Origin of the sequence: Bradyrhizobium sp. Bra78, from assembly GCF_024519855.1 — a bacterium.
GTDB lineage: Bacteria > Pseudomonadota > Alphaproteobacteria > Rhizobiales > Xanthobacteraceae > Bradyrhizobium > Bradyrhizobium japonicum_G.
Genome location: NZ_JALJRE010000016.1, coordinates 34,229 through 51,408, shown reverse-complemented (window position 1 = coordinate 51,408; position 17,180 = coordinate 34,229). Strand labels below are relative to the sequence as shown.

At 62.8% G+C, this 17,180-nt stretch carries 1 protein-coding gene (cut by a window edge); it reads left to right on the top strand.

The genetic code is table 11. The features are described 5' to 3' along the window. Positions 1–17,180: the 3' portion of an LEPR-XLL domain-containing protein gene (locus tag OC450_RS29010; protein ID WP_315986402.1), read on the top strand. 11,407 nt of this gene lie to the left of the window's left edge; the window shows 17,180 of its 28,587 coding nt (coding positions 11,408–28,587); its start codon lies off the left edge, out of view; it ends in the stop codon at positions 17,178–17,180.

Below are 17,180 nucleotides of genomic sequence, written 5' to 3'. Positions count from 1 at the left end.
GCAAGATCGCAATTGCGGGCGATCCGACCCTCGGTCTCACGTTCGCCAAGAATGCCGGCGGGGATACCATTACGGCGGCTGGGTACAATTGGGCTGACCACGGATTCCTGGCAGGCCAGCAGATCACGATCAGGGGGGCGGGCGACAACAACGGCACTTATACGATTGCCGCGGGCGGGGTCAGCGGAACGACGCTCAAGCTCACCGTGTCAAATCAGGTCACCAACGGCGCGTTCACCAAGACGATTGGCAACAGCACGATCCAGAGCCTGATCAAGGTCAACGACTTGCCGATGACCGGAGATGGCGTAAGCCTCGACGGCAAGACGTTGTTCGTCATCAAGGACGGATTAAACGACGCCACTACGTTTGGACTGTCGCTCACCCAGGGCGGGCCGGCATTGACGCTGGCGGCGCAGCCGCTGGCAACGAACAATCATCAAATCGGCCACGAAGCGATCGACCTTGGCACCGGTGCAGGTGCGCAGTTCCTGAGACTCGATATTACGTCGACCGGCGATATCGGCGGCGGTCAGAAATTGACCGGGCCGGGCGGCGTTCCTCTGAACGTGACTTCGCCGCCTTCTGGCGATGGGACCTCGTCGGCGAAGTCGAACAGCTCCGGCGGTGGAGCTGTCAGCGTCCAGTTCAACAATGCCACCATCAACAATGATCCGACCGTCAGAAGCTATGTCCATTCTGACCTGATGCGGGCCGGTCACGACATCACAATCACCAGCTCGTCGACGACCTCATCGACCGCTGCCAGCACGAACGCGGGCGGTGGATTGATCGGTATCGGCATCGCCCCGTCCAAGAGCACGCAAAACGTCACCAGCGACGCCTATGTGGATGCCGGCAGCCATTTGGTCGCCGGGCGCAACTTCATTCTGTCTGCATTTGACCAGAACAATTCCGATAACAGCGGTCGCACCATCACGGGCGGGCTGGTCGGCGTAGCGGTCTCCAGCGTGGACTCCACCATCGGATACAACACCACCGTATCCATCAAGGGCGGTGCCGACGTCCTGGCCGGCAACAACGCGGTGGTGAAGGCGGAGTCGCGGTCCTTCCAGCATACGAGCGCAGATGCGACCGGCGTCGGGATCGGCGGCGACGGAAATGCCGATGCGGATGTGACGAACAATGGCAATACCACGGCGCTCATCGACGTGGCCTCGTCGCTTGCGGGGCGTACCGTATCCGTGGCGGCGAAGATCACGCAGCTGGACGTCTATGCGCGGGCGGACGGCGAGGGCGGCGGACTTGTCGCGATCGGAACGGCCGATGCAACGGTCCATTCGAGCCAGAATGCGGACGTCACGCTCAAGGATCATGGTGCGATTACCGGCTACGAAGGCGTCGATCTCGTCACGCGCTACGCCCCCGGCACTGTCCCGCCTGACGTTATCAGTACCACTGCGGATTCCTTCGCGCGGGCAACCGGCCTGTTCGGCTACGTCTCGGCGGATTCCGTCAATCACACGACGCTCAATTCGAAGATTCTGACGGAGGCCGCCTCGCTGATCACGGCTGGACCGCGCGATCCGTCGAACGATCCGGCCCTGGAGGACAAGGATGTCGGCGGCGGCCAGTACAATCACCTGGCCTTGTTCGTCAGCGCCGAAAACGGCGACATTCACGTCAACACACCCAACGATACGAGCCTGCGTTCGCTGGCAGTCGACGGGTCCGACTCTCCCGACAATCAGAGGCACGTCGAACCTGTCATCGACTTCAGCGCCAACGTGCTGATCCTGTCCGGGAAGTCGCCGCAGCTGGAGATCGACGAAAACGGCAATATCTCCAAGATCGTCAACCTTCATCTGCTGAACATCGCGTCTCAGAATATCGACGACCCGGCCTATGACGGCAGCAACAACATCACGGTCGACAACATCGTCAACGATGATCCCGGTCAGGCCTATCTGGCTACGGGCAACGTTGACAACAGCGCAATCCTGAACAGCGCCGGCCCCGGCACCTGGACCTTCCGCGATACCTTCAGCAAGGTCGAGATCATCAACAATTCAAAGAAGAACTTGATCGTCAACGGCATCAAGGTGGTCAACACCACGGTTGATCCGATCGTCGACGTCTCGAACACGAAATCGCGGACGTTGGATTTCAACATCAAGCGCGACGTGGCACCCACCTTCATCGATATCGAAAATACCAATGACGACCCGCCGAGCATCACGCTGAACGGCGTGATAGAAAATCCGATCGGTACGACGCGAGTGACCGTTGCTGACGGTGACATTCTCTCGACCAACAATCGCGTGAATGACAGCGACCCCGGCTCGCTGATCCGGACCAATATCCTTGACCTCGAGGCACACAACGGGAATATCGGAACCTCCGCGAACCGCATCAATGTCGACGTCGTCGACAGCGGGACCGTGCCGGCACCAACCGCGTTCCTGAGCGCACGCGTCAGCGTCGCCGACAACTCGATCACGCTCGGCCAGCACCAATTCTTTACGGGAGAACTGGTGAAGTACGAGTCGGCGACCCCGCTCGGTGGGCTGGTCAGCGGCCAGTACTATTACGCCATCGTGTCGGATGATGGTCTGAGCCTGCAGCTCGCCCAGGTCCTCAAGGACGGGCCTGGCGCCGTCGTCGACATCACGTCGGTCGGCGCGCTGACCAATTCGCATACGCTCACGCCGGCTCAGCGATTTACCGTCGTTGCCGACGGCACTCCGAGCGCTGCGGGGAACGCCTATCTCGACGTCAAGGCGCGCTTGCGCGACACGGCCAACCACGTGCGACAGGACGTGTCCAATCCAGACGTGACGTACAATGTCATCGTCGATGCGGTGAACACGTCGGGCAATGCGGACCTTCTGCTCAGGGGCAGCGTTCAGGAGACCGACGTCAGCGTCGTGACCTACACGGGCACCCCGGCCGGGAAGATCGGCGGTGTCGACGTCATCTATCCAGGCGGACCGGGCTTCCCGGGCGAGCTGCACCACACCTTCTTCGACACGCCGGATGGCACCGACGGTGGCGATCTCAACATGGGCCTGTTCGCGAACGCAGGTGCGGGGGCCACGCATATCGACAGCACCTACGACATCCGAGCACTCAACGGTGTGGGAGCTCTCTACCGCGCCGGCATCACGTCGGAGCGGAACATCATCGTCGCGGCGGCGGATGCGAACTCGGCCAGCCCGTACATCATCAACGTCTACGGCATCACCGAGATCGTTGGCGGTGCGGCCGCCGATCCGGGTGATGTTCACCATATCGATGTGCTGACGAACGGCGATATCACCATCGCCGAAAAGACCGGCGACCTGCGGGTTGGCGAGATTCGCTCGACTTTGGCGAATGTGACGCTGAACTCGCCGGCGGCGATCATCGACGCGCTCGATGACGGCATCTCTCCGATCCTGGCTACCGCGGACGTCACCGCGGCAAACAACATCACTATGACGGCCGGCAATAATCTGATCGGCGACACCGACGACAAGTCCGGCCGTGGCGGCATCGGAACGCCGGGCAATTTCCTCGAGGTCAACGTCGATTCCGACGGCCTCGTGCTCGGCGTGATCAATGCGACCGACATCGCCTCCGATACGGCGCCGTTCAGTTACTTGTCACCGCCGTTCGACCCGGCTGGTGCCGGGACTTATGGCGTGTTCCTGACGGAAACCGCTGGGGACATGAAGATCGATATCATCCAGACCAAGGGTGACGTCGCACTCACGTCGGTTGCGGGCTCGCTCGTGGACCGCAGTGGCGGCGTCGGCGGCGATGATTCAGCGAACGTGATCGGGAACACGATCAACCTGTTCGCCAACGGCGGCAACATTGGCGAGACCACGGGTGGCGACATCACCGACCCGCAGGCCAACGGAAATAACGACCTGGAAATCGATTCGCAGGCCTACGCTTACGGCACGATCGGGGCGCGGGCTACCGGCAGTATCTATCTGACCGAGACCCTGCCGACCACGGGCAGCTTCTTCGCGCGCGATGCGCAGGTCGTGCTGCTGCAGTCGCTCGGGACCGCGGGTGTCGGCAATGTCCGCTTTACGGTCCGCGAGAGCGCCCAGCAGGGCGAAGACTTCAATCTGCTGGCGTCAGGGCCGGTACTCTTCCTCGAGGGCGCGACCGAGCAGGTTGCTCATGGCCTCGTCAACGCAGCCAACGGCTCGATCCTTCTCCGGATTGCCGACAACATTACGACGGATATCAACTCGCAGATCCTGGCCAGCAATAACGTCGACATCTACGGCGACTTCGCCCGGACGAGCGGTGCCAATCTCGATTTCGGCGATCTCAACTACGGCACCGTCATGCACCTGCATGGCGTCATCGCGCACGGCCCGACTGCAAGTGGTTACCTGACCCGCATCTTCGGCAACGCCGACACCGACCAGATCTACTTCGACGAAACGTTCCTTGGCGGCGAGAGCGGCACCGCCACCTCGTCAATCCCGGGTGGTGGAAACGTCCAAGTCATTCCCGACGGCGGCTTTACGACGAATTTCGGCGTCGGCAATGCCGGGAAGATGTCGGATTATTCCGGCGGCAAGACCCGTGCCTTCGGCAGCAACACGCCAACGCAGATCATCAATGTCACCGCATCGATGACATTTGCGCAAAATGCCGGCGGCGACACGATTAGTGCGGCGGCCGGGACATGGGCCGGCTTCGCGATCGGCGACATCGTCACGGTCGACACCGGGCTGGCGGACGATCCGAACAACCGCAGCTTTACGGTTCTGAACGTGACGGCGACAGTTCTGACGCTGTCCGCGGTGAATTTCGTGAGGGCCGAGACGGTCACCACGAAGGTCAAGAACAACAAGGTGGCTCCGGGAGGCGACAGCGAAGACTTCTTCATCGTCAACCAGCTGCAGTCGATGATCATCACCCAGGAGACGCAGACCGGCGTCGAAACGGGCGACACGCTGACGCTCGACGGCCAATCGGCCTCCGATACCTATGTGATCAACTCCACCGGAACGCACGGCGACGTCCGCAATTACGTGGTCAACGTGCTCGATACCGGTGCTGCCGCCGACGGGGTCGACAGCCTGTCCGTGTATGGCCGCGACGACAACGCGGCCAATGATACGAGCGCCGACTATCGCGGGGCCAACAAGGGCTTCGACGACGTGTTCCTGCTGCGCCGTACGACCGGGATCGCCCAGGAGACTGCGAACCGGCCAGTGCTCTATGCCGACGACTCGGCGTTCGTGGCGCTGTTGCATGTGAGCAACCTCGGCCAGGCGCAAGTCTCGGATCCGAACAATGGTCCGAACATTCGGTCGCAAAGCGTTCAGCGCATCAATTATGACAGCTCGATCAACGGTCGCTTGATGGTGTTCGGGCAGGGCGGCAATGACTACTTCGCCGTGGATGACAATGCCGCGATTACGACGCTCGATGGCGGGGCTGACAACGACTCGTTCCAGGTCGGACAGATCTACGGCTATCAGCGCGACGGCAGCATCCATTCGCCCGCGCCGCTCGGCAACACGCTCGGCGGCTCGGTCGTGACGCCTTACGATCAGTTCCCGCAACTGGTCAATTCGCTCACGCCGCAAAGCATCTATGGAACGGTCGCCACGACGCGCGGCTGGCTCTCTGCGGGTGCGACCTCGCCGCTGGTGGCCGAGGGCGGCACGGGGGATGACACATTCACCGTCTACAGCAATCAGTCGCCGCTGCGCCTTGAGGGCGACGACGGCAACGATCTTTTCACGGTCCGGGCCTTTGCATTGGCCGAAACCAACCCAGTCACGGGCGACATCGTCTGGGTCGATCCGGTCCAGGAGATCGCGAAGCCCAAGCTCACCAGGGGCTTCTCGACGGCGGCCGAGACGGCCATCCGGACGGGCGCCGGTGCCAACCAGGTCGAGTACAACATCAACGCGCCGGTCTCGGTCGACGGCGGCAACGGCTTCGACAAGCTGGTGATCCTCGGCACTGAATTTGCCGACCACATCGTCGTTACCGAAAAGGGCATCTTCGGTGCCGGTCTGACTGTTACCTACCAGAACATCGAGGTTCTCGAAGTCGATGCGCTCGAGGGTGATGACATCATCGATGTGCTGAGCACGCAGCCGGGTGTGGCGACACGGGTCATCGGCGGCCTCGGCAACGACACGATGAACGTCGCGGGTGACGTCACCGGGCCGGTGGTGTCGCGCGACATCGAAGGCACCAGCGGAATGGTGAACAACCGCGCAACGTCGGACGACTCGACCTATGACGGTCTGGTCGCCGACGGCATTGACCTCAGTGTTGCCCGGCCCAACCAGGGGCAGGTGATCATCGACGAGGAAGTGCTTGGCGATGCCAGCCGTGGTTTCACCGACATCAGCGAGAGCGGCACGCAAGACGTCTACGGCGTCTACCTGCAACACGCGCCGGTCCACGGCACACACGTGTACGTCACCGTGTCGGCGGCGATGCCGCCCGAGGAAGAGCATGTGAAGGACGGGCTGCTCCACTCGGGCGATATCCTGGACGAGCTCGGCAATGGCCTGGCTCCTCTCGACGCAAATGGCCTGCCGCCCGGCGACAGCATGCTGTTGGCGGAGGACGATTCGAACGTCGGATCGATTGCGGCAGCGAACTACGACCGCGAGATCTACCTGAACGGAACACTCATTCACGTCCCGGCGCGGTCCATTGTCCTGGTGTTCGACGACACCAACTGGGACAAGGCACACGAGCATCTGGTCCACCTGATGGCGGTTGATGACAACCGGCCGGAAGGCGTGCGGACGGTGGTGACGAGCCACAGCGTCCTCAGCGACGATGCCTCCTTCGACCATGCGATCGTGCGCAATGTCGAAGTAACGATTCACGACAACGACCAGCCCGGCATCTTGATCACGCAGTTGGATCCGACGACGACGAATCTGGCGCTTTATCCGGCGAAGTATCTCAACCACCCGAGCGATAACAACACGATCGTGCTCGAGGGCGACGCAACCACCCAGGTCACCGACCTCTATGCCGTCGAGCTCGAGAACCAGCCGGTCGGCGGCTCGGTCACCATTGCGCTGAAGCCGCAGGACAGCCGGATGACGCTGAGCTCGTCCGACGGGCGGTTCGGAGTGGGCCTGGACCAGTTCGGCGTCCGTTCGGGCGTCTATTACCTCACGTTCAGTTCGGGCAACTGGAACAGCCCCGTCATCATCACAGCCTCCGCCGTGAACGATGGCCAGGTCGAGGATCCGCACAACACGACGATCGTGCACTCGATCTATGTCGACCAGTCTTTGAACCTCACCTTCGCGGGGAACACGGTCAGCCGTCTGGATGCGGCGGATCTCGGCGCCGATTGGCTGACCGATGGTTACTCGGTTGGCCACAAGATCACCATTTCCGGTGGTCCGAACGCCGGCGCATATCTCATTACCGCGGCAACCGAGACGACGCTGACCTTGAAGACTCTGTTGAACACCATCCCGACCTTCACGGGCGGCGTGTTCCTGAATACGGTCAACCTGGACGGTCTCGCATCGACAACGAACACGGCATACAGGAACGCGGCGTTCAGCAGCGATACGCCGATCTACGCCAAGGTGTTGGACGACGAGACAGCCGGTGTGTTCCTGCTGGAGAGCGCCGGCCGGACGCTTGTCACTGCTGGCACGACCTCGGACGGGCCGGGGCCGGGCGATAGTTATACGATGCGCCTGCAGAGCCCGCCGAAGTCCGACGTCAACGTCGATGTGGTAACGGATGGACAGACCGACCTGGTGACGGGCGGACGGGTCAGTCTGCAGGAAACGGGTGGACTCCAGCCCGTGCAGCTCTTCACCGGCAACATCACGGTGACCAGCGTCGATGCGCACACGGTCATCATCACGCGCGCCAGCGGTTCCGAGACTGGCAGCTTCATCGGCGACGGCTTCCTGCCCGGCCAGCGCATCCGGATCGAAGGCACCGGCATCGTCGGACTTGATAACGGCGATATCAATTCGCCGAGCGGCTTCTATACGATCGATTCGGCAAATGACGCCGTCACCGCGAGCACCATCCGTCTATCGGATGCCGGCGGCGCTGTGCTGCCGACAGCCTTTGGCACGTACAATACCGACGACAACAAGACCGTGGCGGTCGATATGGTCGTCGAACGCGGTCGCTACACTGGAAACGTCGACTACAGCGTCACGAATGTTCCGTTCCAGCTCTTCACCGGCAATATCAGCGTGTCGGGCAACGTCATCACCCGCAACGATGTCGGCAGCTTCAAGAACGACAACTTTGCCATTGGGCAGGTGATAACCATTCTCCAGGCGGACCAGAGCCCCCTGGGGACGGCATTTACAGTGACCGGGGTGAGCGACTCGCAACTGACCCTCAGCGGCATCCCGGGCGCGGGCCCGTCGTACCAGAACGTCAGCATCAGAAAGATGCTGGACGTGCTTGTCCGCAAGGACGGCACAAGCTGGCTCGACAGCGGCTTCTTCGAGGGCGAACTGATCAAGATCAAGGGCATCGGCGGCGACAAGATCGAGAAGATCGATCTCATCACCGGCACCACGCCGGACAAACTCGATATGCTGGTGCTGACCGACCACCCGGCATCGGGCCTCTACAGCGGATCGCTCGGCGGCAACGGAAACAACGTTCCGGTCACGGTCATCCAGATGGCCGCGCGCGTGACCTATACGCCGCCCAGCCCGCCCAAGCCCGATGCGAGCTATCCCGACACCGGCAATTGGTATCAGCAGGTCACGGTTCAGCTGATCGCAGACCCGTGGTTCGACATCCAGCCGGGTCACGAGAACTTCCGCGCCTTCCCGAAGGTTGCGCACCGGCTCGATGGCATTCGCGGCCCGCTGGCGGTTGAAGGCGGCACCACTGCGGCCGACCGCTCGCTGGTGCAGGCCGTGCTGTTGCCGGGCGAGGCCAATGGGCCGCTCTTCAACATCCCGCCGCAGCCCCCGGAAACGCAATCGATCGACGTCCTCAACATCTACAACGACGGTACAGTCGCCAACGATACGGGCACGCTGACCTCGACGGCCCTGTCGGGCTTCGAGATGGGCGGGACGCTCGACTTCAGCAAGTTGCTGGCGGGGGCACCGGCGCCGTTCGGCGAGTCTGTCAAGTATCCCGGCGGCATCAGCTACGGATCTATCGTCGTCGATCCGGTCACGCATCAATTCAGCACCGACGCAAGCCATTCGACGATCGAGTCGGTGAACATCTTCCTCGGCTCGGGCAACGACCGGCTGGACATCAACAGCACGCTGATTCCGGGCCCGGATCACAACGCCGATGGCACGATCGGGCTGGTCTCCGAACACGGCGGTCTCACCACCGTGCATGGCGGCGGCAACGCGCCGATCCAGATGACGGCCGGCATTGCGCCCAGCAACGCCTTCAACATCACGCCGAGCCTGGGCGGCAAGATCGGCACGCTCGAGCGCACGGACGGTCGCTCGTGGGTGGATGCCGGCTTCGCGGTTGGCCAGCAGGTCATGCTGAGCGTCGACACGGTTGGCGGCTCCGTCACCGGTTCCTACACGATTACTGCGATCCTCGATCAGGACCTCAAGCCCGGCAGCATCCTGGTTCTGCTCGGCGCCAATGGGGCCCCCGCACTGACGGTTCGGACCAATGCCACCGGCACGATTTCCGTGACCGACTGGCTGCAGGTGACCAGCGCCTTCGACGTTCAGGCGGATCGCATCATCCGTCGCGACGGACTGTCTTGGGACAATCTCGGCTTCGCGGCCGGGCAGCAAGTGTCGTTCTCGCTGTCCAACGGCAGTGTCGGAAATGCCACGGTCCTTGGGTTCGACAACGCCAGCACGCCGTCCGGCACCGGCTACGGCAGTGCATTGCTTCTTGGCAGCACGACGCTGACCCCCGCGACTGGTCTTCTCGGCACCGTGGCCGTGACCAGCCGTAACGTGGTGTCCGGTCCGTTCACTGTCGCGGCGAAGTCTCTGACGCGCAGCAGCGGCAGCTGGATTGCCGACGGCTTCGCCAAGGGCCAGGCGATCGCCATCGACGGACAGCCGGGCGTGTGGTTCGTGACCGACGATCCCACCAGCACGAAGCTGAAGCTCACGGGCGGCGATTTGACAGCGCTGCCTGCGATCCAGAAGGTGGCGGTCATCCGCATCGGTGGTGATGCGATCAATGTCAACGGCACGACTGAATACATCAACGGCACCAACACCGTCGCGGCGGCTCTCGCCGGCGATCCGCAAGGAACGACCAACCGCATCACCCGGTCGGATGGTCACGGTTGGGCTTCGGACCATGTAGGCGACAGCGCGTTTGCGGTCGGCCAGCAGATCACCATTACCGGTGAGTGGACGTATGGCGGCGTCGCATTTGCGCGCAATGCCAACGGTGACACGATCACGCGCAGCAGCGGAAGCTGGATATCGGACGGCTTCATGGCCGGCGAGACGATCGTGCTCTCGGGTACGACCAGCACCAACGGCAATCTGACCAACAACGGCAACTTCACGATCAGGAGCGTGACGGACTCGACCCTCACCCTGACGGCAGTCAACACGGTCGTGCCTACGGCCGGCACCGAGCCCGTGACGATCGGTATCAGTGGCAATTTCCTGGTGACAGGCTTCGACCAGAGCTCCGGCGGCGTTGCCGGCGACACGCTGCTCGTCAAGGGCGCCGTCGGGCTGCCCATCTTTGCGGCCCCGATGACGGTCAACGTCGATGCGCCGCTGGTCGTCTACGGCGACACGACGCAGGATGGTATCTGGTACAACGGCAAGGCCGACAAGGCCTCCTCGCTCGGCAAGTTCAGCAACAAGCCGCAGCCGCATATGGACAACGTGCAATTCGTCATGGGGACGCCGTCCCTGGGCCAGGCCAACCCCGAGATCGCCGGCTTGGGTCTCGAATTCTCGACGTTTACGACCCTGGAAGGTACGTTCGGCGTCATCAAGCGCACGACCGGCGATTGGAACGGCAGCACCGATCTGACCCGCTTCCTGGTCGACGGCCTCATTACGATCGACGGCACGCCGATTGGCAATGTGAAGACACTCACCAGGACCGACCCAGCCCACCCGCTGGTCTATAACACCCTGATCCTGAGCGATCTGACGCCCGCCTTCACGACATTCGCGAATGGCAACCACACGATCAAGGAGTGGAACAGCGGCACGATCAAGCTGCAGCCCGGGCAGGGCGTGTTCGACCCAGGCTTCGTGCCGGAAGGCCTGATCGCCATCGGCGGGTCCTACCAGGTCGCGTTTGCCCGCGCCAATAGCGGCGACACCATTACGCGGCTTGACGGCGGCAGCTGGCTGACTGAAGGCTTCGCAAAGGGCCAGACGATCTCGGTGTCGCTGACCACCTACAACAATGTCAACTTCACGCTCGTGGACGTCACTGCGAATACATTGACCCTGGAGGTCAAGAACAGCGTCATTCCGACGACACTGGCCGATCCGGGAGCGCCGACGATTACCGAAGGCGCGCGTATCGCCGCTGACGTCGGCGCGGTTGCGGTTGCGGGTTCGCAGTATAGCGTAACGTTCGCGAAGCACGCTGGCGGCGACACTATCACCCGGAATGACGGCGGCAGCTGGATCGCCGATGGCTTTACGGCCGGCAAGAACATTGCCGTGTACGGCACGCCCGACGACACCAACTCGCCGTTCTCGCCGGCGAATCCCGGTCCCGGTAACAAGCAGGTATTCAAGGTCGTCGGCGTGACGGCGAATGTGCTGACGCTGGATCCGTTGAACAGCGTTGTCGAAGAAGGTCCGGAGCAGGCGATCATCTCCGGGCAGGGCACCAAGGTCGATACGCTGTTCATGTTCGACCTGAAGCCCGCCTTCCTGACGCTGACCAACAACGGCAATTCGACGCCCACGCTCACGCGCACCATCGTCGAACGCAACAGGCTTGGTCAGAACGCCGATTTCTACGTGTTCCCGCTGGCCAACGAGTACAGGTACGCCGGCAACGACGTGATCGACGCACACAACCTGTTCGGCGACGTTCCGGCCGGGCAATTGCCGACAGTCGGTATCACGGCTTATGGCGGCAAGGGTGACGATACGATCATCGGCAGCCAGGCCGGCGATCATCTCGCCGGCGGGTCGGGCAACGACACGATCATCGGCCAGCGCGGCGTCGACCACATCTACGGCGACTCCGGCTTCAACGTCGACGTCATCACGCGCGTGCTCAACGTGGCCCAGACGGCGGGCAACAGCGGCACCACGGTGCTCGACAACGTTACCGACGGCGGCAATGACTTGATCTACGGCGACGCGCCGGGATCGACGGCAACCGATGCATTCGGCGACTATGACGACGTGATCTTCGGTGACTTGGGCGACATCGGCCAGGCCACCTCCGGCTGGCGCGATACCACCAAGCCGGTCTTGCTCACGCCGCAGCGCATCGAGACGACGCTATTGTCCCGCACCATCGTCAGCCAGTCGCGGCAGTACGGCGGCAACGATACGATCTTCGGCAACGGCGGCGAAGACATCCTGATCGGCGGGATGGGCAACGACTCGATCGACGGCGAGAACGGCCGCGACCTCGTGTTCGGCGACAACGTCGCGCTCAACCGGACGACACATCTTGGCGACTTCCGCAACGGGCGGTTCGAGACGCTTTCAGGTACGCAGATCTACAGCACCGGCCTCAGCACCGACGCGTTGGCTGCCGGCCTGGATTACGCCAATGGTCTGCCGCAAGCCGATCCGCGCGGCCATGGCAGCTGGGGTGACTACCTGATCACCCTGTTCGACCACGGGAACGACACCGTTCTGGCTCCCGCGGGCTCGTACGGCAACGACTACATCGCCGGCGGCGCGGCTGACGACATGATCTTCGGCGAGATGGGTAACGACGTGACGCAGGGCGACGGCTCGATCGAGTACGTATCCCACACGCTGATCGACAATGGTGACGGCACCGCCGGCTACTCCACCGCGATCGGCGGGCGGGTCGGCGTCCTCAACGTCGCTGGAAACATCGCCGGCAATCCGTTCCGTGACGCCAACAATGCCCTGTTCCTGCGTCCGTCATTCGATGGAGCAGGCGACGGCCAGGATTACATCGAAGGCGGCGGCGGCAACGATATCCTGTTCGGCAACCAGAACCAGGATGACCTGATCGGCGGCAGTTCCGATCTGTTCAATCTCAATTCGCCGGCCAAGCGGCCCGACGGCTCTGACCTGATCCTCGGTGGTTCCGGCCGCGCCATCGCGCGCAACGCGATCGGCGACGCGACGATCGACGGCAACTCGTTGATTGCAACGACGCCGAATGGTCATGCCAACGACTCCGATTCGATCGTCGGCGACAACGGCGACGTCATCCGCCTGGTTGGCATCAAGGGCCAGGTTGCGCCACCGGTCGGCGCGCTGGTCATCGCCGGCACGGTCACGCAGGCGGGCAACCCGGTCCAGACGCTGAATGGCTTCCTGTCGTTCAACTACGACAATTACAACAGCGCGGTCGGTTTCGTGCGCATCATCCCGCGGGTCGACCGGTTGCTCGACTATACGCCGGGCGGCGTCGATTTCGACCCCGTGCACCAGCCATCCGATATCGGTGCAGCCGATGAGCTGCATGGCGAATCCGGCGATGACTTCATCTATGCCGGCAAGGGTGACGACTGGCTGTACGGCGAAGGCCAGGACGACGATCTGATCGGCGGCTATGGTAACGACTGGATCTCCGGTGGTACCGGTTCGGACGGGATCATCGGCGACGACGGCCGCATCTTCACCAGCCGCAACAGCCTGAGCGCCGATTCGGCTAATGCGACCTATCTGGTCAGCGTGGGCGAACCGCTATTCGGCATCGCGCCGCTGCTTTCCAGCGACGCCGATCCGAAGTACAGCAACGGCAACGCGCTGAACGAGTACATCTTCACGCCGGGCAACATGCAGACCGACACTATCAATGTGAGCGGTGCCCTGAAGAAGACCGTCGATCTGACGCCGTTCAGCTCCGATCCGACCTTCAACGGGACCGCCGACGAGTTCTCGGTCGCCGGCACCAAGAACAACGCGGCCGCAAGCGATGGAAAGACGCATCGGCACAACGACGACATCATCTTTGGCGGCCTGGGCAGCGACTGGATCCACGGCGGCTCCGGCGACGATTCGGTGTCGGGAGCCGAGGCGCTGAAGCTCTCCTACACGCAGACGCAGGACAGCTTCCTCGATCTGAACGGCATCGCCGAGACCGATTACTACCATCCGTACAACCCCGGCGACGCGCTGCGCTTCAATCCGACGGATCCGGACGGCAAGTTCACCCATCCGCACATCGCGAACCGTACGGGCGAGTTCGCGCTGTACGATGAGAACAATCCGATGCGGAAGATTCTCCTCAAAGCGGATGGGACCGCCAGCAGCACGGGGTCCGGCCTCGAGTGGTTCCTGAACTTCGACCAGACCGAGGGTGTCCTGCGGCCGGGCGGTACGACGCCGGGCAACCAGAACCAGTCCGTGACGTACGGGCCGGTCCGCGACGACGGCAACGACGATATCTTCGGTGACAACGGCAACGACTGGATCGTCGGTGGCACGGGCCGCGACCACACCTATGGCGGCTGGGGCAACGACCTGCTCAATGCGGACGACGACCTGACGACCGCGAATGGGTTGAACAACGTCCCGGAGACCGCGCCGACCTACGAGGATCGGGCCTACGGCGGTGCCGGCAAGGACGTTCTGATCGCCAACACGGGCGGCGATCGGCTCATCGACTGGGTCGGCGAGTACAACAGCTATCTCGTGCCGTTCTCGGAGTTCGGCATGGCGACGGTCAGTCGTACCATGCAGCCGTTCCTGCATCACTTCCTGTATGCGGAGTCGCTGAGCGACGGCGTCGACGCCACGCGCTACTCCGACCTGAACAATGGTGCGCTGCCGCCGGCGCCGACCAAGGCGAACGACCCGATCCCCAGCCGCAACGGCGAGCCGGCCGGCGAGCTCGGTCTGGTGCTGCAACAGGATGCGGCCTGGCACGCCCAGACCGGCGCACCGACTGACCCGCAGGCTGGTAACACGCCGGGCACGCAGCGCGATGTGCTGCGCAGCGCGAGTTACGCGCCCAATACCGTGACCGGCATGTTCGCCGATAGCGGCAGCTGGTCCGTGGCCAACAGTGCCTACCAGAACGCTACCGTGAAGGTGAGCGGCGACAACATCAGCCTGTTCGACCTCGATGCCTGGCTGCCTGGCAACTTCTTCGAAATCCAGTCGACGATGAAGGTTTCGAGTGGCGGCATCCTGCAGAACGGCTTCATCATTTTCGACTACCAGGGAACGACAAACTTCAAGTACGCGGGTATCGACGTCACCAACAACACCATCAAGATCGGCCAACGTTCAGACAGCGGTTGGACGGACCTTGCAACGCTTTCGGCGGGCAAGCCTGGACTGGGTTTGAACTCGCAGAACACCCTGCTGCTCACGGTCAACGGAACCACCGCAAGCCTCGCGGTGACGAGCGCAAACGGAGGCAAGGCCGCGAGCGCGCTGAAGGTGTCGTATACGTTCAACGCTCCGCTGAACACAGGAATGGTCGGCGTTGGCACGAACAACTCGATCGCTGCCTATACGTCGTACACGGTCCAGAGATTGCCGATCAGCTTCACCTATAATGTACTGGAGGACTTCTCGGACGGCGTCGCAAATAACTTCGCCGCCCAGACCGGGACATGGACCACCACCAGTGGAACGAATGGCCGCTATACCGCGGTTCCGCCATCGAACAACGCTGCCTTCACCACGCGGTCGCTGGCGGTGGCGCCGCTGTCTTATGTCGAATATTCGGCGACGGTGAACGCTGCGAAGGCCGGCACATCGGCGGGGCTCACCTTCGCTTACACGTCGACCAACGCCTTCCTCTATGCCGGCATCATCGCGGGAACCAACCAGGTGGTGCTGGGCCATCGCAGCAACGGCACTTGGTACGTCGATGCCGTCGCCAGCACGACCATCTCAGCCGGCAGCGACTACAATCTGCTCGTTGCCCTGTCCGAGGGCGTCGTGAACAACGTCAACGTGGTGCTCAACGGCAAGAGCGTCCTGAGCTTCAACTACAATATCCTGGTGCACGACGGCAGCCTCGGACTGTACGCGCGCAACGGCAACGCGTCCTTCGACAACGTGCTGATCCGCGGTGACGATATCGCCTATGCCGGCGGAGGTACGCCGCAGGTCGCCGCACTGGCGGCGCCTCCGGCGACCGATCTCGCCGTCGTGACGGCCGACCAGCTGGCGGCGATTGTCGCTACCGCCAGGCAGGCGTGGACCGCTGCCCTCGGGCCGACCGACCCGCGCCTGTCGATCCTCGATCAGGTCACGGTCCTGATGGCCGACCTGCCGGATCAGATGCTGGGCGCCACGACCGGCTCTACGATCGTTCTCGATCCCGACGCCGCCGGTTGGGGGTGGTTCATCGACCCGACGCCCGGCGACAGCAGGGAGTTCACGATCAGGCTGTCCGGCGAGGTATCCGAAGCTGCATCGTCGAGCCCGGCCGCCAGACGCATGGACCTCCTCACGACCGTCGTCCACGAGATGGGCAATGCCATGGGATTGCCCGAAGACCTCGGCGACGACGTGGCCGGCATGACCTTGCGCGCCGGTGAGCGACGGCTGCCGGAGCCCGCCGGGCATCCAGGGCCGGCTTCCGCGGCACTGCTGCAGAGCGCAGCTGTCGTTCAGGCAACGGCGCCGCAAATGACGCTGATCCCGGTTGCGACTGCGGCGTCGACGTTCACGGTCGCGCCGCCGGTGCAGGCGGTGGCCAAGGCGGACGAGCCCAGCGGCATTACGCTGATCTCGAACATCCTCCTGAGCCCGAACGCCAGATCCCAGATCGCGGAGTTCCGTGGTGCAACCGAGGATCCCGGCAAATCCTTCGTCTCGCTGTCGGCAAGCCTGACGGGTGGTACCCCGAGCAGCGCTGCAGTCTCGCAAGACGAAGTATCTTCGCCGGAGCATCACTCCTCGCGGATTATCAATAGCGCGAAGGAAGCAACCAGCATAAACTGGCATAACAGTCTTGATGCCGTGGAGAATCTCGCCTCCGGACCTTCAAATGGTTCGCAGGAGTGGCTCGACGACTTCCTGAACCATGTGGGGCAGAACAAGGCCCAGTGGAATCCGAACGCAAATCTCCGCGTACGCCCATCGTCGATTAATGATGCGGGCCATGCCTGA